Genomic DNA, 21,163 nt, shown 5'->3' with positions numbered 1-21,163 from the left:
CCGAAAATTCTCCAAAGATGATGAGAAGGTATACTACTTTAACCTGTTTGATAGTATTGTTGCTGATGGGACTGCACAAGGCAGTTGCCCAGACAAATATTAGTATTGGTACGGGTACCGCCACGAATAGTGAGACGGGGTATCCCTGTCCATTACAGGACTATGGAAACCGTACCAGGGCACAATACCTGTATACAGCTGCCGAGCTGAAAGCGGCAGGTATGGGACCCGGAGCTATCAGTGCATTGAGCTTTAATGTTCTTGACCTGCGCACTGTGGGGGTGCTGGAAGGCTATGCCATCAGTATTGGCAGCACGACCACCGCCACACTGGCCACTAATAGCTGGGAAAGCGGTACAACCAATGTATACGGCCCGGCCAACTATCAACCTGTAGTAGGTACAAACCTCTTCACCTTTTCCTCACCATTCAACTGGAATGGGGTGGATAACATCATTATAGAAATTTGCAGTGGGGAAGCCGGTGCTGCCAAGAGCAGTAAGAATGCGGCCCTGGCTTACTCTGCTGTGAGCTTTAATGGCCAACATACTTATAAAGATAATACCAGTGGAACAGCGTGTGGTATTACGAATACCACCGCTTATGGAACACTGACTTACAGACCGAATATCGTATTTGCATATACAGCGGCACCTGCCTGTACAGGTGCACCAGTAGCAGGTACTGTCACTACCGATGTGACGAATTTATGTTTGGCCAGAACAGTAGGTCTGCGATTGAGTGGCTTTTCAGTCGCTTCCAGCCTTACTTACCAATGGCAATCTTCAACAAACAATAGTACATGGACCAATATCAGCGGTGCTACCAGCCCCGTTGCGACCGTGACCCAGACAGCTGACAGCTGGTATCGTTGTGTAGTGACCTGTAGTAGTTCTGGTCTTGCATCAGCTACTGCAGGCGTACAGGTATTATCGCCTGTACTGCCGCAGGGCAATTTTACCATCAATAGTGCACAGGCTACCGGTGGTACTAACTTCCAGACCTTTGCCGCAGCGATTGACTATTTGAAATGTGGTATTAGCGGACCTGTGGTATTTGATGTGGTGACAGGTTCCGGTCCCTACAATGAACAGGTAACTATCAATCCTATTGCCGGTACCTCTGCTACAAATACAGTCACCATCAATGGGAATGGCAATACCCTTGATTATGTGAGTTCCGATTATGATAAGCTGTATACAATCGGTCTGAACGGAGCGGACTATATTACGATCAATAACCTTCAGATCACCGCCATTAGCGCTTCCAATTCAGGATATGGGTATTGTGTGCAACTGACGAATGATGCGGATTATAATACGATCTCCAACTGTACAATCTCCAATGGTCCACAATCTGAATCTTATTACTTTGCGGGTATTGTGATCAATGGCGGTGGATTTTACGATACAGATAATTCCAGATGTGATTACAATACCATTACCGGCAATACCATTACAGGAGGTATTTACAATATCGCTATTCGTGGCAATGTAACTGATGCAGCCGGGAATAATAAGATCATCAATAACCAGCTGTTAGATGGCTGGTTAGGCGGCATCAGTGCCCAATATACCAATAAGTTGCAGGTAGTGGGTAATCAAATCAGCCGCCCTGCACGTACTAATTCTCAACAGTTTTATTATGCGATCGATCTGGCCAATCTGAATACACAGGCTTCTATCGCCCGCAATATCATCAGCAATCCATTTGGTGCTGACCTCACCAGTCTGAATAATGCGATTGCCATCAATTGTCAGGGGGTAAGCAGCCTCACTGGTTTGGAGAATAGAATTGAGAATAACCTGGTCTATAATATGAATGGCCGTGGCGAGAATACGGGTATGCAGATCCAGAATACAAACAATACCTGGTTCTACAATAATACCATTGTGATGGATGGAAATATGCCTGCGGGTACTGCTGGTACCTATGGCGTGAACATGGATGCGGCTTCCGCAGCAAATATCTTTAAATACAATGTGGTCGTGGTTTCCAGAACTGGTGTGGGCAATAAATATTGTATGTACTCCCTGTCCGATCCGGCCTACCTGGATGCAGACAGGAATAACTATTTTATAGCACCCGGTGTACAGACAGCATTCATAGGGTATAAGGCCGCTACCCTTGCTGCATGGCAGGTGGCATCCGGTCTGGACAAAGCATCTGTATCTACTAACCCCGTATTTGCAGATCCTGCTACCGGCAATTTCCTGCCAAGGAGCAGTGTCATGGATGACCTGGGTGAATATGTATCTATTGATCTGGACATCACAGGCGCCGCACGTAGTCATACTACACCGGACTTAGGTGCATATGAATATACGGCGCCTGTGTGTACAGTACCTCCAACTGCTGGTACTACTATATCAGGGAAAAACCCGGTATGTGTGAATACGAATGTGGTCTTGTCTCTTTCCGGCAACTCTGTGGGTAGTGGACAAACATACCAGTGGCAAACGGCTACGGATATAGCAGGGCCTTTTACCAACCTGGGAGCAGCGCTGCCAGCGCCTGATACCATCATTACTTCATCCACTTCTTTATACTATCGCGTGGCAGTGACCTGTAGTGGCAGTACATCGTATTCCACACCGCTATTGCTGACGGTGAACCCTGCTATGGCGCCAAATACCTATACGATTAATAAAGGTGCACCTGCAAGTGCGACCAACTTCACCAGTTTTGCTACAGCTGCCGATGCGTTGAGTTGCGGTATCACAGGTCCTGTAGTGTTCAATGTCGTAGCTGGATCTGGTCCTTACGAAGAGCAGTTGCACCTGGAAGCTATCAGGGGAACATCTGCTTTGAATACTGTTACTTTCAATGGAAATGGAAATACTATCCATTACTCTTCCGATGTGACGACTGCAAGAGGTGTGATCATGCTTGATGGCACTGACCATGTGATCCTGGATAGCCTGACAGTAGATGCTACAGGAAGTGGTGCATATGGATATGGTGTACAGTTGATACATGATGCTGACAGCAACGTGATTCGCAGATGTAACATTGTAATTGCAGAACCGCTGAATGGTACTGATTTCATCGGTGTGGTGATCAATAACGGGGGAGAAGAATGGGGTGAATATCCCGGCTCATTTGCAGATGGTAACCTGGTAGAGCGTTGTGTTATTGCCGGTGGGGTGAGAGGTATACAGGTAATGGCAGATAAGGGCTTGTCTTTTAATAACAGGATTGTGAATAATGACATCAAAGACTTTTATAGTTATGGTGTAATGACGATGAATACTGACCAGACAACGATTTCCGGCAACCGTTTCTCCCGCCCTAACTCTAATTACCAGATCTACTTTGTGGGTATCAGTGCCGGCGGGCAAAGCCGCATGGTCATCAATGGCAACGTGTTCACCAATCCATTCGGGAATGACCTGACCAGTGGCGCCGGTTTTACAGCCGTAGAACTGAACGATAACAGGGACAATACTACAGGTGGCGTCTCTACAGTGAGCAACAATGTGGTGTATGGTATAAATGGTGAAGGTATTGCGACTGCGTTCAGTAACGCTTTTTCAGACAATGTAAACTACTATCACAATACGGTGGATTTCTCTACTACTAACAATGGCAGCCTGTATGGCTTTAACCATGTAGGAGACGTATCCAATGTACAGATGCTGAACAATAGCATTTCAATAAAAGGAACAGGTACCGGAGAGAAGTATGCAATGTATTTAGGGAATAGTACCAGTCAATTTGTGATCAACAATAATAACTATTTCGTAAGTGGTGCCAATGCCTTCATTGGTTACTATTCCAATAACGGTGTGGCTACATTTGCAGATTGGCAGGCGGTGAGCGGTCAGGATGCAAAATCCATCAATATTGATCCTGTCTATGCTGATCTGGCTGGTGGCAATCTTACACCTATCATCTCTCCGTTTGATAATGCAGGTGCATCAGTAGGTGTCACTACCGATATATCAGGTAAGCCCAGGAATATCAACACCCCTGATATCGGTGCCTATGAAATCACAATACCTGCCTGTACAGCGCCACCATTGGCCGGTACAGCAGTGGTAGATCCTGCTGCCAGCATTTGTTTGGGTGATTCTATCAAACTGAGCCTGACAGGTAATTCCACCGGTGGTACCCAAACCTTCCAATGGCAGATGGCGAAAACAGCTGCCGGCCCATGGACGAATATCGGGAACCCATTGTATGTAGCGGAATTACAAACGAAATTGACATTCGAAAACTACTTCCGTTGTGCAGTAGCATGTGGTGGTGATACCGCTTATTCCACAGTTGCCAATGTAAATATGAATGCCGCATTTGCTGCCGGTGATTATACCATCAATCCTGCCGCACCTGTCAGCGCGACAAACTTCCAGACATTCAGCAGTGCAGTGGCAGCATTGGAATGTGGTATAGATGGTCCTGTCAATTTCCACGCATCACCTGCTACTTATAATGAGCAGATGTATATGCATCCGGTACCGGGTGCAGGGCCTGACAGCCGTATTAGCTTCTATGGAGAAACAGGTACGATACTTACCTATACTGCCGCCAATGACGATGATAACTATGTGGTAAAGCTGGATAGTGCAAGCTATATCACCTTTAATGGTTTGACCATTCAGCCAGGTAATAAGAACTATGGAAATGGTGTTGTCTTCACAGGTACCGCTTCTTATGATAGCATCCTGAATTGTAAGATCACCATGCCGGCTACTACCTCCTCCGGTACCACTACCTCAGGTGTATATGGTAATTCCTTCAGAGGTCATCATAATGTGATCAAAGGCAATACCATTCAGAATGGTACAAATGGTGTATACCTGAATGGTTATGGTGAAAGAGATATGCTGCATGGCTATGTTGTGGATAGCAATAAGATCAGTGGTGTATACAGGTATGGACTGGTATTCTACTATATGGACAGTGTGCAGGCAAAGAAGAATACCATTGACTTTACAGGTACATTGTATAGCAAACCTTATGGCATCTACCTGCGCTATGCAGATACGGGTTGTGTAATATCTCACAATACCGTTACGATCAATAATACCTCCGCAGGTGTGTACGGTATGTATATCTACTATTGCTTTGCAAACAGTGCCAACCCGAATACCATAGAAGCCAATACCATCATCGCCGGTACTGGTAATACAGGTAGTCTGTATGGCATTTATAAAGGCTATGGTGACTTTACTAACCTGCTGAATAACGTGGTCAGCATCAATACCACCAATGCAACCGTATATGGTTTGTATGTAAAAGGTGATGAGAATAGCAGCTACTACAATAATACAATTGCCAACTTCTCAACAGCTACAGGTACCGCCAATGCTGCGGCTTACATGGCGCATGATGATAACAGCAGAACCGTTGGGTATAACAATATCTTCTATCATGGAGGTGGCAATGTAGCCCTGACGGTATCAGATAAAGACAACGAAAACATTGACTACAACCTGCTGTATTCAACAGGTTCTGTACTCGCCACCACAGCAGGTGTAAACTATAATACGCTGCCTGCCTGGATGAGCGCTTCCGGTCTGGATGAACATTCACTTGTGTACAAACCGGCATTCGTCAGCAATACAGACCTGCATCCAAATGTAGCCAATGCAGATGTATGGGCATTGCAGGGCCGTGGTGTACAGGTATTGGGCAATAACCATGACTTCAATGACAGCGCCCGTGCAGAAACTTTTGCAACTGGTGTGCCTGATCTGGGTGCTTTCGAATTCACACCCACCAGTGAACCAGCAGCCCTCACTGCGATTCCTGCTACTCCTGCCGTAGGTGGTACACAGGTATTCATGATGGGGTCTGATACAGTCGCTCATGTAACCTGGAATGCCAGTGCAGCGGCTCCATCTGCTGTGACCATGAGGAGATATACAGGTACCATACCTCCCAATCTGCCAGCAGATGCAGAGTATATGTATTTCTACACCAAAATAGAATCTTCGCAAAGCGCTCTTTATACCTACGACTTAAAGCAACACTACATGGACCCATGGCAGGGAACGGTGAGAAACCAATCCCTGCTCAAACTGGGTCGCACCAATGCAGCAGGTAAGTGGATCAGCAGTGGCGATACCAGTTTCGTACATGATCAGGAGAACTATATCGCAGCACATGACCTGCACTACATTGATAAATTCACTGGCCTTGTAGATAGTACAGATGCTGTCGTACCTGTATTACTCCCTGCTGCAGACAGTTCTAACATGGGTACCCGCTTTTGGGTAGGCTATGGACATAACTGGGATTTTGAAAGTGTGAATAGCCAGGACATGGTGATTTATCTCAGTGCTGACCAGGCTGCGAATGTAACCCTCCGGGTCAATGGAACTTCATTTGTAAAACATTATAGCCTCACCGCTCACGCTGTGGTAGCGACAGATCCTATTCCGAAATCAGGTCTGGACGATGCCCGTTTGTTGACAGAAGGCATTTACGACAGGGGCATCTGCATAGAAAGTGACGTACCGGTGGTAGCTTATGCACATATATACGATGGCAGCAATTCCGGTGCAACCATGTTATTGCCTGTAGGTACCTATGGTTACGAATACCTGTCGCTCAACTATACGCAACACTACGACATGTACAGTCATTCCTGGCTGAATGTAGTAGCTGACCAGCCAAACACTGTCGTAGAGATCACACCTTCTGCGCCTACCTGGTCCGGACATCCGGCAAATGTACCATTCACAGTCACACTGGGCCGTGGTCAGGTATTACAGCTTATGGGTGCAATGATCAACGGACAGAATGGTTTTGACCTGACAGGTACACGTATCCGCTCAGTATCCAATAGCCAGGGTAAGTGTTATCCAATAGCAGTGTTCTCCGGTAGCAGCCGTGCGAGCGTAGGTTGTAGTGCAGATGGTACGGGTGGTAATGGGGATAACTTCATACAACAGTGTTTCCCTTCACAGGCATGGGGCAAGCGTTATCTCACAGCACCAACTTCTACTGATGATGATGCAACAGTGTTGATGCAGAACGTATATCGTGTGCTGGTAAAAGATCCTGCAACAGTCGTAAAGTTAAATGGCAAACAACTGACAGGCCTGATCAATGGTCGTTACTACCAATATACGAGCCTCACAGCAGATTATATCGAAGCAAACCAACCGGTAATGGTAGCAGAATACATGGCATCCAGAAGATACTGCTCTAACACAGCTGGTTATGGTGATCCTGAAATGATTTACCTCAGTCCGATCGAACAGGGTATTAAACAGGTCGGTTTTTACCGCAATACCGAGACTGAAATAATGAGCAACTACCTCACGCTTGTCATTCCTGATAATGGGGTGAAGAGCCTGAAGATAGATGGCACCGGCAACTTTGATTATACTTATAAACATCCTAATCTGAGCGGTTATACCGTTGTGGTAAAAAGATGGGAAGCCGGTAAAGCACAAGCGCTTGCATCCAGCGACTCCGCATTCACAGGTATCACATATGGTTTGGGTGATGATGAAAGCTATGGTTACAATGCAGGTACACTGGTAAAGGTATTGAACACCCGTGCTGGTATTACAAATGTATATGGCGATACTACACAGACCAGTGCCTACACTTGTCCGAATACACCGTTTCTTATATCCTTTACATCAACGACCCGCCCGCAACAGATTACATGGCAGGTGAGCCAGGTGCGCTATATCACACCAGCTGCCGATATCGTACAACAGAACCCTGTACCAGTGGACTCCTTCACTGCCAATGGCCGCAAGTACTACACGTTTGTACCTGATCAGCAGTTTACCATCAGCAAATCAGGTATGTATTATATACCTGTCATTATGAACGATGTAAGCTTTGAAGGTTGTGATAATAATAAGATCGACTATATCCCGGCGACAGTAATAGCCGCACCAAATGTATCCTTCACTTACGACTTCAATGGTTGTGTGAGCGATACGGTTCACTTCACAGGCAATGGTGTTACCAGCAATGGTGTAGCGATCAGAAAGTGGCAATGGAACTTTGGTAACGGTGCAGTTGATAGCATACAAAGCCCGCAATACCAGTACACCGCCGGCGGAGACTATACAGCTACTTTACAGCTCATTGCTGTAGATGGTTGTGTGGCCGATACGGCTGCAACCATCGAAGTAAAAGGCCCTGCAGCAGCGATCCTTGTAAAAGATTCACTGGCCACCTGTATCGGTACAAATGAATCTTTCGCTGTACAAAGTCCTGCAGCAGATGTGGTGTATAACTGGTACGATGCAGCAGGCACCCTGATTTATACAGGTAGCACATTGACAATTTCCAATGCACAGGCATCCGCTGTGTATTATCTCGAAACAATTAAAGATGGTTGTTACAATACCACCCGTACCAAAGCCGTACTGACTGTATTACCACAACTGACAGCACCGATAGCCATGGTGGATTCAGCTGGTGTGAGCGTACTGCGCTTCTCATGGGCGGCAGTACCCAATGCCACCGGCTATGAAGTATCTACCGACGGTCTGAACTGGATCATCCCTACCGGTACATTGTCTCATACCATCACCGGTCTGCAGCCATCGCAGGAAGTTACCCTGCATGTAAGGGCACTGGGTTGTGAAACCGTAGAAGGCAATGCGGTGACAGGTTCCACATTGGTAGACGGTATCTATATACCAAACGCCTTCACACCAAATGGAGATGCAGTTAATGATGTACTGAAAGTATATGGCGCCATCATTCACGATATGCACCTGATGATCTTTGACCAGTGGGGTGAGAAGCTGTTCGAAACCGATGACCAGCAGCGTGGATGGGATGGTAATTACAACGGCAAACCACAGCCATCAGGCGTGTACATGTATGTGTGCAGAATGCACCTGATAGATGGCAGCACGGTGGAAAAGAAAGGAGTTATTAACCTGATCAGATAACCATTATGAGATATATACCTGTTCTACTACTACTGTGTTCGCTGCAGGCGGCTGCCCAGGGCCTTTCCAACAAAGGGAAGGAGTTCTGGGTAGGATATGGTCACCACCAGTTCATGGAGCCTGGCATGTCCAACTCTCAGGATATGGTGATCTACCTGAGTGCGGAAGAAGCGGCTACCGTGACAGTCAGCATCTATGGCACTGCCTGGACGCGTACCTACACTATACCGGCGAATACAGTAGTAGCGACAGAGACCATTCCAAAGGTAGGTACGTACGATGCCAGGCTGGTGTCGTTACCACCATCTTATGGAGGTATGGGCGGGGAGCAGGTATTTAATAACAAGTCCATTCACATTGAAAGTAATGTACCGATTGTCGCATATGCACATATTTATGGTAGTCAGTCCTCAGGCGCTACCATGCTGATGCCGATCGTGACATGGGGGTATTCTTATATCTCACTGAACAGTGAGCAGCAATTTGCAGACAACTGTTTTTCCTGGATGTATGTCGTTGCAAAGGAAAATAATACAGTGGTGGAGATTGTCCCTTCCCGGTCTACCCGGTCTGGTCATGCCGCGAATGTGCCTTTTACGGTGACATTACAGAAAGGAGATATTTACCAGCTGATAGGCGCTTCGTTAGGGAGTGGGAAAGGAGAGGACCTGACTGGTTCTACCGCACGCTCGATCGGTAATTCGGATGGAAAGTGTTTTCCCATTGGCGTATTCTCAGGCAGCAGTCGTACCTATATTGGTTGTTCCGGTTATACACCTGGCAGTGGGGACAACATTATTCAACAGGTATTTCCTTACCAGGCATGGGGTAAAAAATATTTGACAGCGCCACTTTCAGGCAGGTCGGCTACTGCTTACCAGACAAACATTTACAAAGTACTGGTGAAGGATCCTGCTACGGTTGTAAAGCGAAATGGCATGGTGCTTACAGGTATGACTGTCAATAACACCTATCAGTTCGAAAGCAATACAGCCGATTATATTGAAGCAGATAAGCCGGTGATGATGGCACAGTTCATGGCATCTAAAAATGCATGTCCTGCCACCAATGGTCCCGGTGACCCTGAAATGATTTACCTGAGCCCAATAGAGCAGGCAACTAAAAAAGTGGGCTTTTACCGTAACACCGAAGAAGGAATTGAAACCAATCATTTGACGCTGGTAGTGCCCGATAGTGGAATGAATTCGTTGAAGATTGATGGGGGTACTACTTTCAACGCTACTTATGCACATCCTAATAAACCCGGATATACCGTAGTCGTGAAGAGCTGGAATGCTCAAAAAGCACAGTGTAGTGTATCCTGCGATTCAGGATTTACAGCAGTGACCTATGGGGTAGGAGATTTTGAAAGTTATGGTTACAATGCCGGTACTTTTATCAACAACCTGAATGCAATCGGACAAATCAAAAACCAATTTGATACCAGCAAAGGTGTGAGTGAATTTACCTGTGTGAATACACCCGTGAAATTGTCTGTGCTGCTCACCTATCAACCCACTAAACTGGTATGGCAACTAAGTTCGTTTGGAGGTACTGATGTGACAAACAATGCACCGGTGGCAGATTCGATGTTGCTGCTAAAAGGTGTTACTTATTATCATTATTCACTGGGTACTGTTACACAATTTCCGGCAGCGGGTGTGTATGATGTGACAGTGATATCAACTGCACCCCATATTGAGAACTGTAATAACATAGAAGAAGTGAATTTTTCTGTAACAGTAAAAGAGAGACCTTATGCAGTAGCAACTTATAATCGTGTATCTGATTGTGTGTTGGATACCATTCATTTTAGTGGAGAAGATACAGGGAATGGATATGCAATTCAAAAATGGCTGTGGACATTTGGCGATTCTGCTGATTCCGGTAAGACCGTGAATCATATGTTGGGAGCCGGCGATCAGGCTGTACAACTAAAAGTCATTTCACAGGAAGGTTGTGTAGGCGATACCAGTATTACCATCAGGAGTTTTGCTAAACCAGTAGCAGATTATACTTCTAATTTTCCTTTACCCTGCGAAGGCAATAGCGCAACATTCACAGACAATTCTACCTATAGTGGTACATCGGGTATATCATCATTATTTTGGGATTATGGCAATGTGAAAAACACAGCTACTTATGACAGCGCCGGTATTTATACCGTGAAAATGGTAGCGAAGGTAAGTGCTGTGTGTATAAGCGATACAGTAAAGAAGACGATCCAGGTATTTGACAATCCGGCCCCTTCTTTTACATATCCGCTCAATTGTATGCCAGCAGGTGGTCAGGTACAGTTTACCAGTACGGCTACCACTACAGACGCACAGGCGCTGACAGGGTATACCTGGGATTTTGGAGATGGCACTACTGCCACAGACGCTGATCCTGTTCATTCCTATACTTACTATGGTTCCTACAATATCCGGCACAGTGTAACGACCGCAAATGGTTGTACAGCGGATACGTTGGTAAAGGCGACTTTCAATTTGAAGCCAATGCTCACGTACGCTGCTATACCAGCTGTTTGTGAAAGCGCAAAGACCCCAATTTCAATTGCGCTTGCCGGAGTTACAAATGGCGTAACCGGTACTGGTGTCTACCGGGGGCTGGCTACTGATGCCGCTGGCAATTTTCAACCTTCAGTGGCAGGAGCTGGTTCGCACACTATCTGGTATGTGTTTACTTCCGATGGTGGTTGTGTAGATTCCGTTGCAGGTACAGTGACGGTGAATCCAGCTCCGCGTACTTCATTTACAGTAGCGGGCGATGTGTGTATAGGATTGCCGGTAACAGTGTCAGATCAGTCTACAGGCAACATTGTAAGCTGGTCCTGGTTCCTGGGTGATGGTAGTACACAGACAGGGAATACCACCTTTGAACATACTTATGCTACGGCTGGTGCTTATGTAGTGAAGCTGGTAGCAGTGAGTGATCTGGGTTGTGCAGGTGATACGGGGGAAGTAACTACAAATGTATATCCACTACCGGTAGCAGCTTTCAAATTGCCAAAGAGTGTATGTCTGCCAGATGGCGTGATATTGACAAATACATCTTCCAATGCAAAAGATTATCTCTGGTCGTTTGGCGATGGTGCTACCAGTACAGAGACCTCTCCTGCACATGTATATGCTGCAAAGGGATCTTATAAGATCAACCTGGTCGCAACATCTACATATGGGTGTGTAGATGATACGACCCAAACATTCCGGTCGTTCTATGACAAACCTATAGCTGCCTTTACGGTGTCGCCGGATACGCTGTGTCAGGGTACGGACAATGAATTTACAGATGAAAGCTTTGCCGTGAATAGTACGATTTCGGCATGGGCATGGGACTTTGGCGATGGCAGCACCAGCGACTCCCGCCATCCTGTAAAACGATATGCCAGCCCTGGTGATTATAATGTAACGCTCGTAGTCACCAGTAGCGCCGGTTGCGCGGCTGACCCGGCGACAAATTCCGTAAAAGTGTATTTACAGCCAGTTGTAGATGCCGGGCCTTCTTTCACCGTAGCACAGGGTACACCATTGGTACTGGAAGCTACCGCTAATGATGCAGACAATCTCAGTTTTGTGTGGACACCTGCCGATGGCTTATCAGCAGATGATATACTTCGTCCTTCACTGTTTGCCACAGAAGATGTGGTGTATACCCTCACCGCCAAAGGCGAAGGCGGTTGTACAGCCAGTGATGAAACGACAGTGAAAGTGTTGAAGCCAGTCAAAGTACCCAATGCATTTTCTCCCAACGGCGATCATATCAATGATACCTGGGTGATTACAAACCTCAGTGATTATGCGGGTTGTTCAATAGAGGTATTTAACCGCTATGGCCAGCTGGTATATCAATCTACAGGCTACGGCACTGCGTGGGATGGCACTTACAATGGGCAACCATTGCCGCTGGCCACCTATTACTATGTGATCAGATTAAAGAATGGGTTTGCTCCAATAACAGGTTATGTAGCGATCCTGAAATAATAAAAGTATTCAACCAAAATCCTGACATCATGAGAACTTTTACCAAAGCATGGCTGATGCTGATCTTAGTGAGTCTGACAGGTAAAAAGCTGCTGGCGCAGTCAGACCCCCACTTTTCAGGATACTATGTATATCCTGCTTTTCTGAATCCTGCTCTCACAGGCATATTTGATGGTAATTACCGGGTATCTGGTATTTATCGCTCACAGTGGGGTAGTGTGAATAGTCCTTTTAAAACATACGGTGTGGCGGCAGATGCCACGACGACAAAACATATCAACTACGGTGGTAGCTTGCTGACCCAGGCAGCCGGCGATGGTGGATATAAATATACCAGTGGGTATGGCAGTGTTTCTTATACAGGCGTCACATTTGGCGCGGTAGATCAACATCGCGTAGTGTTTGGATTACAGATGGGTTTTATACAGCGTCGTTTTGATCCTGCCAAATTACATTTCGGGGATCAGTGGAATCCGCTCACAGGGTATAGTCCCCTGAATACAACGGTAGATGGCTTCCAGCGTACTTCAGCCATTGCTTTTGATGCGGGTGCGGGTTTCCTCTATTACGATGCTACACCCGGTAAGAAATACAATCTCTTTGCAGGGTTCTCTGCTTCGCATATAAATCGTCCGCAGGATCAGTTTGCAGTAGGTAGCGATGCGCGCATACCTGTGCGGTATATAGCACATGGTGGTATCCGATGTTATGTGTCGGACTTATTCACCATTACACCGAATGTAATGTATATGCAACAAGGTACGGCGAAAGAGAAAATGTTAGGTGCATTTGGCCAATACACTGTGACAGAAGAAACGGATGTCATGCTGGGTGCCAACTACCGTTTTAAAGATGCATTCGCTGTATACGCAGGCTTTAACTACAAAAGCTTTATGCTGGGAATGAGTTATGATGTGAACTCCTCAGACCTTGGAAAACTAACCAGGGGAGCGAACAGCTTTGAGATTTCCTTATCCTTCATTGGCAGGAAAACGGTAAAGACACCTGCCGGCGCATTTGTTTGTCCAAGATTATAATCAACACGACATGAAGCAATTATTGATATTGGTGCTGATGGTTTGTTCCTTACAGGGAATGGCGCAGCATAAAGCAATTTATCTGAAAGCAGCAACCCGCTATTATGCGCAGGAAGATTATTATTCTGCTACACTGTATTATGAAAAATACCTGGCAAGTGGTACGCAGCGGAATGTGAACTATAGCCCTTATGCAGGGAAAGTGGCAGATGTGAAATATGCAGGTAGTGAGCAGCAGGCAGTGTATGAGTTAGCAGATAGTTATAGAAGACTGAATGATCCTGCTAAGGCAGCGCCTTATTTTCAGCAGGCGCTGACGTATGATAACAACCAGTTTCCACTCACGGCTTATTACTATGGAGTAAGCTTGCGGGCACTGGCAAAGTATGATTCGGCGACTGTCATATTTGAACATTTTTTACAGGCGTATGGTGTAAAGGATACTTATCGTGCAGCAGCGGAGAAGGAATTGCGTAATCTGAAATTTATAAAAGAGCAATTGCAACGTAGCGATCCTGGGGATTATCATGTGAACAAATTTTCATCCGTGATTAATAACGATGGGGCTACTTATGCGCCGGTATGGTTTCGTGATAGTTTATTATTCACGGCTACACCCAATGGCATCAACAGAATCTTTCAGGCGCCCGATACCAGTCATGTATCACGATTGAGAATCGCAGGTTCGCCTAAAATGCATCAGGGTGCAGTGAGTATCGACTCCGATGGACAAGGTATGTATCTCACACAATGGAGTGTGAATAACGGTAAGAAATCCGCCGCGATATATTATAGCCGTTTACTGGGTGGAACATGGAGCGAGCCTTTGAAACTGGATACCAGTGTGAATAAACCGGGTTCGAATACACAGCAGCCTTTTGTAGATGGCAATACCTTGTATTTTTCCAGCGATAAGGCAGGAGGGTACGGCGGATATGATTTGTATGTGGCATCATTAAATGCAGCTGGTCGTGTTACTGCTGTACAAAATTTAGGAGCAGTAATTAATACGGCAGATGATGAGCAGGCGCCATATTATTTCTCCAAAGAACAAACCCTTGTATTTGCCAGCAATGGACGAGTGGGAATGGGAGGATATGATTTATATTATGCAAAAGGCAAGCAGGAAAATTCAGCCAATCCGGCCAATCCAGCAGATTGGGAAGCCCCTTTGAATTTCGGCTATCCGGTAAATGATGTAAAAGATGATATTTATTTCCTGAGCAAAGGCCCTTCCTTATTAGATGATGTGATCTTCTGTTCTGATCGTTCCGCCCAGTGCTGTCTGCAGATGTTTAGTCTGCAAAAAGAAAAGAAGATTACTGTTGTGAAAAAAGACAGTATTATTTCATCACCGTCTTTACCTGCTTTATCTTCTTTGTCTGTCAATACGTCAATTCCAATCAACCATATTTACTACGAAAACAACCAATACACGATCACTGCTGAATCTTACGCTGCACTCGATGAACTGGCCGCTGTGCTGACAGCACATCCAACCATGGAAATAGAAATTAGTGCACACACCGATAATGTAGGTACACCTGCTTACAATCAACAATTATCGGAAAAACGTGCGCAGAACCTTGTGGATTATTTGGTGAAAAAAGGCATCGCGTCAACCCGTTTACAATATAAGGGATATGGCGATACAAGGCCGGTATCAACGAATGATACTCCCGAAGGCAGACAACTGAACAGAAGAATTGAGTTGAAGATACTAAAGCAGTAATAATAGGACGATTTTATAGAAGTAAACCTATGATGATTTTATAGAAGTAAAACTCATGAAGATACTAAAGCAGTAATTATATGAAGATATACCTGACCAGCTGTCTCCTGCTACTCTGCTGCTATGCTACTTATGCACAACAGCTGCCGCATTACACACAGTATATGCTAAACACATTTATTGTGAACCCGGCAGTGGCAGGTATTGAAAACTATTGGGACCTGAAAGCAAGCCACCGGCACCAATGGGCAGGTGTGAATGGTAGTCCTGTTACGACCTATTTAACACTGCACGGACCATTGAGAAAGACGGATTACCCACAGGCTTCAGTAACAGGTTTTGATCCTGAAGGTGCGAATCCAAGAGGCAGGGCTTACTGGGAAACCTATACCGTACCACCTACACACGCCGGTGCAGGATTGACAATACTGGATGATCATACAGGTCCGCTGAACCGTTTTTCTGCTACCGCTACTTATGCACACCACATAGGGCTGGCACCGGGTGTAAGCCTGAGTGCAGGTATTTCACTGGGAGCACAACGTGTATCGCTGGATGCCTCCAAACTGGATATGCAGGATCCCTCTGATCCCGTAATTGCAGGGAGTACAGAGCTGGGCAAATGGCGGCCGGATGTAAATGCGGGTCTGTACCTGTATTCCAGTCAATATTTCGCAGGCGTATCTATGCAGAATATAGCATCAACTCCTCATCTGTTTGTCACGGGAGGTTATCGCTTCTGGCTAACAGAAGATATCGGTATGCTGCCTTCGGTGATGATCAAATATATCGCATCACTGCCCGTAGGCGTAGAAGTAAATACAAAATTTCAATACAGGGATAAGGTGTGGTTAGGCGCCAGTTATCGCCATCAGGATGGTATTGCTGCAATGCTGGGTGTAAATGTAAATGCAACTTTCAATGTCAGCTATGCCTACGACTACACCACCTCGTCACTCAACCTTACAAGCAAAGGTTCGCACGAAATACTGGTCGGTATCCTGATAGGGAACCGGTACGCGGACCTCTGCCCAAGAAATATCTGGTAAAAACACTTAATCAATAATTAAACTCAAACCGACTATGAGAAAGTTTACTTTGTATGCATTCGTATTATTAGGAACATTGGCTTTTGCATCCTGTGGAAAGGATGGTGCTACAGGCCCACAGGGTGAAACAGGGGCTACCGGTGCACAAGGTGAAAAGGGAGATTCCGGTACTGCAAATGTTATTTATTCAGAATGGCTGAACTTAGGTTTTACCGGCGATGTAACGTCAGCAGGTGATTCTATATGGTATACAGGATTTGAAGTGCCACAGCTCACGGCTGACTGGCTGGCAAGCGGCACAGTCATGGTATACGCGAATCTGGGTACAGCAGATGATCCGGCTATAGTATCACTGCCATATTTCAGTGTATATAACAGTGTGAATATTATGCCTGTTCTCCTGACCGGTGGTATTGAAATCGATGCGAATACCGATGTAAGCACCGGTTATGATGACGATGGTAATATCATCCTGCAATACAGGTATGTCTTGATCCCAGGTGGTACAGCAGCACGTTCAGCTGTGGACTGGAAAGATTATAACAAGGTGAAGGCGTACCTGCACCTGAAAGACTAAGAATATAGCTTGCCGATTTCCTTTTTCCGGTTGTCCTCATTTAATGAGGGTGACCGGATTTTTTTTATATTTTTAGTCCTCTCAAAAAAAACGAAAGATATGCAACTAAACAGGCTGCTATTGGGTATGGCATTATTTGCCTCCCCATTCGCACGGGGACAGAGTACAACCAGCAATGTCAACTATGTAGATCCCACTATTGGCAGTGTGGGCATCATACTGGAACCCACCCGTCCTACGGTTCACCTGCCTAATAGTATGGTGAGGGTATTTCCCATCCGCAAAGATCAGCTGGATGACCGCATTCATGATTTCCCACTCACCATTGCATCGCACAGGCAGGAAAGCCTTTTTGGTATGATGCCCATATCAGGCGACGATTATTTTGCACCCAGGGTATGGGACAGGGAGCGTACTACGCCTTACTATTACAGTACTTTCCTCGACGATGCGGACCAGGTAGAATTTACGCCTGCAGCACGTAGCGGATATTTCCGTTTTCACTTCCAGGGAAAGGAGAAGCACTATCTCCGTTTTCAGCCTTTGAATGGTAAAGGCACTATCGAAGCAACCGGCAAACAGGTGATCACCGGTACAGAGCAATTCCACGGCATGGCAGCTTACTTTTATGCAGAGCTGAGCACCCCGATCGTAGGTGTACAAACTTTAGATAAAGAAGGTCAAAAGATATTGCTGGCAGAAGTGCCGGCAGCAACAGCAGTAAAATACGGTGTTTCTTTTGTAAGCATCGAACAGGCAAAAATTAACCTGCAAAAGGAGATCCCTGACTGGAACTTCGATGCAGTAAAAGATAAGGCATTTAAAGCCTGGGATAAAGTATTGTGCCAGATCAATGTGAAAGGCGGTACGCCTGCACAGAAACGGGTATTCTATACCTCTCTGTACCGTACTTACGAGCGTATGATCAATATCAACGAGTACGGTAAGTATTACAGCGCATACGATCACCAGGTACATTCCTCAGATAAGCCCTTTTACGCGGATAACTGGCTATGGGATACCTATATCGCATTAGAACCATTACAGACCCTTTTACACCCTTCTACAGAAGCAGATAAGATCAGTTCTTATATCCAGATGTATGAGCAGAGTGGCTGGATGCCTTCGTTCGCAGTCGTAACCGGCGATATGCCTTGTATGACGGGCAATCATGCCGCCGCGTGGATGGCAGATGCGTGGTTCAAAGGCGTACATAATTTTGATGTAGCCAAGGCATATGAAGGACTAAAAAAGAATGCTTTAGAGGCAACCCTGCTGCCGTGGAGAAATGGCCCGGGTACAGAGCTGGATGCTTTTTACAATACACATGGCTATATGCCTGCCCTCAGACCGGGAGAGAAAGAGTGGGTGAGTGAAGTACATGGTTTTGAGCGCAGACAATCTGTGGCCGTGACATTGGAAAATAGCTTTGATGACTGGTGTATCGCTCAACTGGCTATACCGGCAGGTAAAAAAGAAGATGTTCCATTGTTTTTAAAGCGTGCGGCTAACTATAAAAACGTATTCCGGGCAGATAAAGGCTTTATGTGGCCAAAGGACTCCGCCGGCAGCTGGATCGAGCCATTTGACCCTAAATTCTCAGGTGGTCAGGGTGGTCGTGATTATTTCACAGAAAACAATGCATATACCTACAATTGGGATGTAAAGCATGACCTGACAGGATTATTTGGTCTGATGGGCGGCCCTAAGGCAGCAGAGGCGAACCTGGACCAGCTGTTCCGTGAAGGACTGGGCAGAAGCAAATACCAGTTGTGGTATACCTTCCCGGATGCAACGGGGCTGGTTGGGCAGTTTGTAATGGGCAATGAGCCTAGTTTCCACATCCCTTACCTGTACAATTACCTGGGAGCGCCCTGGAAGACACAGAAACGCATCCGCATGCTAATGGATACCTGGTATACAGACAACCTGTTTGGTATTCCCGGAGATGAAGATGGGGGGGGTATGACGGCTTTTGTGGTGTTTTCTATGATGGGATTCTGTCCGGTAACCCCGGGTATTCCTCAGTATAATATTGGTAGCCCGGTATTTACGCAGGTAACGATACAGTTGGAAAATGGTAAGGTATTCACGATCAATGCACCTAAGAGTTCAGGAGAGAACAAGTACATTCAAAGTGCAAAACTGGATGGAAAAGTGCTGAATAAGCCCTGGTTTACGCACCAGGAGGTATTGAAAGGCGGGGTGTTGGAGCTGGATATGGGTGCTGCGCCAAATAAACAGTGGGGAAGTGGGGAGCAGGCATTACCTCCTTCTTCAATTAATTATAAATCAGGAGAATAGGTAACAATACGGCCATCCTTTCAGGATGGCCGTATTGTTTATAGATCTTCCAGAATTATTTTTCCCAATTCTTTAATAGCATCTTCATTTCTTTTGTAATATGTCCACTGTCCCTGCCTGGTCACGGTCAGCAGTCCTGTTCGCTGTAAGAGCGATAAATACTCAGAGGCAGTGGATTGTGTAACCCCCATTTTAAGCTGGATTTGTCCTACACATACGCCATTTTCGCAGCATCCTTCTGCCGGAAAATTATTTGCCGGGTCCTTCAGCCATTGTAATATCTGAAGCCTGGCCTTGTTGGATAATGCTTTGAATACTTCCACGTGTTCCATACTACAAAGGTATCGGAAAAATGCGATTTTATCATACTGTTGTATCAATTCAGCAGATTGGAAGAACTTTACTATAGATCTGTTAAACCTTAACCCATGTATTTTAGATTAGCTGTAAACCCCGTAGAAAATTTCAGAGTTAAAGACGTTCTCTCTCTACCCTATTTCAAGCATGTTAACCGGTTTGCCAAACCCTATTTATACAAATCCAACTATGTAAATGTACTCTTACAGGAGCGGAACATAGATGGATTCGCCATGGTACATCTGGTATACTTTATTAAGCAACCCGTATTGGTAGTGGTATCAGAAGAATCGCCCCGAACTGTTGTTCAGCAGGTAGTAAGCGGACAGATGGAGCTTCTTATCAAAGGTCAGAAACCCATGGTGTTACAACCAGACGGTTATGATATATTACAATTAAATACTGACGAGTATGCTCTCTTGTTGCAGCCTGGCATTTGTGAAGTGCTTCGCTTCGATTTTGAGGAATCGGTTATGAAAACAGTCAGTAAAACAGCCACTGTTAAACAGTGGCTGGATAAACTGAAGGCCGGTAAATCTGCTTTTTATAGTCACCGCCCTATAGATGAGAAATTCCGCTCTCTGCAGGGTGAAATGCAATATTGTCGTGCATTTACAGAAGAAGAGCAGGAATGGTTCAATGGTAAGTTGGACGAAGTATTTGAAATGGTGACAGAACAGGGGGTGCTGCGATAACCCTTGTTAGAATAGAACAGGGAGTGCTGGCAATAACCTTTCTTAGAATTTTACATCTCTTCCTTTAATCTGTGTAATTTTTCTGTGCGCATAAAGTATGACCTTTGTTTTATCAAACACAAAACAAAGGATATATGAAAACGCTCACAGGGAAAATTATTTTAGTAACAGGTGCATCAAGAGGTATTGGCGCGGCCATAGCGCTGAAACTGGCGGCAGAAGGCGCGACAGTAGTGATCAACTACGCTGGCAATAAAGAGGCGGCAGACAAGACCGTGGCGGCTATCCAGGAGCAGGGCGGAGCATCAATGGCCATACAGGCGGATGTAAGTAAATCCGACGAAGTAAAAAGAATGTTCGACACCGTAATAGCACAATATGGAAGAATGGATGTGCTGGTGAATAATGCAGGGATCCTGCTCTATAAATTAATCAAAGATACGACTGACGAAGAATTTGACAGGCAGTTTGCTATCAATGTAAAAGGTACTTTCAATACCATGCGCGAAGCTGCTACAAGGCTCGCTGATTAGTCCTCTTACACAATTGG

At 45.7% G+C, this 21,163-nt stretch carries 10 protein-coding genes; 9 read left to right on the top strand and 1 reads right to left on the bottom strand.

The genetic code is table 11. From position 1 onward, the window contains the following. The first annotated feature begins 17 nt into the window (after positions 1-17). The 7 genes from BW716_RS16030 to BW716_RS16000 all read left to right on the top strand — a co-directional run bounded on the left by BW716_RS16030 (position 18) and on the right by BW716_RS16000 (position 19,561). On the top strand, positions 18-8,879 hold the full coding sequence (locus BW716_RS16030) for a gliding motility-associated C-terminal domain-containing protein (RefSeq protein WP_143708874.1): 8,862 nt from the start codon (positions 18-20) through the stop codon (positions 8,877-8,879). Between the two features lie 5 nt (positions 8,880-8,884). Further along, complete coding sequence (locus BW716_RS16025; protein WP_083723788.1) at positions 8,885-12,862, top strand: PKD domain-containing protein; 3,978 nt, start codon at positions 8,885-8,887, stop codon at positions 12,860-12,862. A 29-nt stretch (positions 12,863-12,891) separates the two neighbouring features. Continuing rightward, positions 12,892-13,899 carry a PorP/SprF family type IX secretion system membrane protein gene (locus BW716_RS16020; RefSeq protein WP_083723786.1) on the top strand — a complete coding sequence of 336 codons (1,008 nt, stop codon included), beginning with the start codon at positions 12,892-12,894 and terminating at the stop codon, positions 13,897-13,899. Between the two features lie 10 nt (positions 13,900-13,909). Beyond that, complete coding sequence (locus BW716_RS16015; RefSeq protein WP_083723784.1) at positions 13,910-15,631, top strand: OmpA family protein; 1,722 nt, start codon at positions 13,910-13,912, stop codon at positions 15,629-15,631. An 80-nt stretch (positions 15,632-15,711) separates the two neighbouring features. Continuing rightward, positions 15,712-16,680 carry a type IX secretion system membrane protein PorP/SprF gene (locus tag BW716_RS16010; protein ID WP_083723782.1) on the top strand — a complete coding sequence of 323 codons (969 nt, stop codon included), beginning with the start codon at positions 15,712-15,714 and terminating at the stop codon, positions 16,678-16,680. A gap of 34 nt (positions 16,681-16,714) precedes the next feature. After that, complete coding sequence (locus tag BW716_RS16005; RefSeq protein WP_083723780.1) at positions 16,715-17,257, top strand: collagen-like protein; 543 nt, start codon at positions 16,715-16,717, stop codon at positions 17,255-17,257. Positions 17,258-17,356: 99 nt separating this feature from the next. Further along, complete coding sequence (locus BW716_RS16000; protein WP_083723778.1) at positions 17,357-19,561, top strand: GH92 family glycosyl hydrolase; 2,205 nt, start codon at positions 17,357-17,359, stop codon at positions 19,559-19,561. Between the two features lie 38 nt (positions 19,562-19,599). On the opposite strand, the gene BW716_RS15995 is transcribed toward BW716_RS16000, so the two are convergent. Then, positions 19,600-19,893 carry a helix-turn-helix transcriptional regulator gene (locus BW716_RS15995; RefSeq protein ID WP_083723776.1) on the bottom strand — a complete coding sequence of 98 codons (294 nt, stop codon included), beginning with the start codon at positions 19,891-19,893 and terminating at the stop codon, positions 19,600-19,602. Positions 19,894-19,989: 96 nt separating this feature from the next. Here BW716_RS15995 and BW716_RS15990 point away from each other — a divergent pair, with 96 nt between their 5' ends. Further along, positions 19,990-20,613 carry a hypothetical protein gene (locus BW716_RS15990; protein WP_083723774.1) on the top strand — a complete coding sequence of 208 codons (624 nt, stop codon included), beginning with the start codon at positions 19,990-19,992 and terminating at the stop codon, positions 20,611-20,613. 134 nt (positions 20,614-20,747) lie between these two features. Next, positions 20,748-21,146 (top strand): SDR family NAD(P)-dependent oxidoreductase, encoded by a 399-nt coding sequence (locus BW716_RS15985; RefSeq protein ID WP_083723772.1) that lies wholly within the window; start codon positions 20,748-20,750, stop codon positions 21,144-21,146. Positions 21,147-21,163 lie beyond the last annotated feature (17 nt).

Origin of the sequence: [Flexibacter] sp. ATCC 35208, from assembly GCF_001975825.1 — a bacterium.
In the GTDB taxonomy this organism is placed as follows: Bacteria; Bacteroidota; Bacteroidia; order Chitinophagales; family Chitinophagaceae; genus Chitinophaga.
Note: the sequence above shows the minus strand (reverse complement) of the source record. Positions and strands in the feature narration are given on the sequence as shown.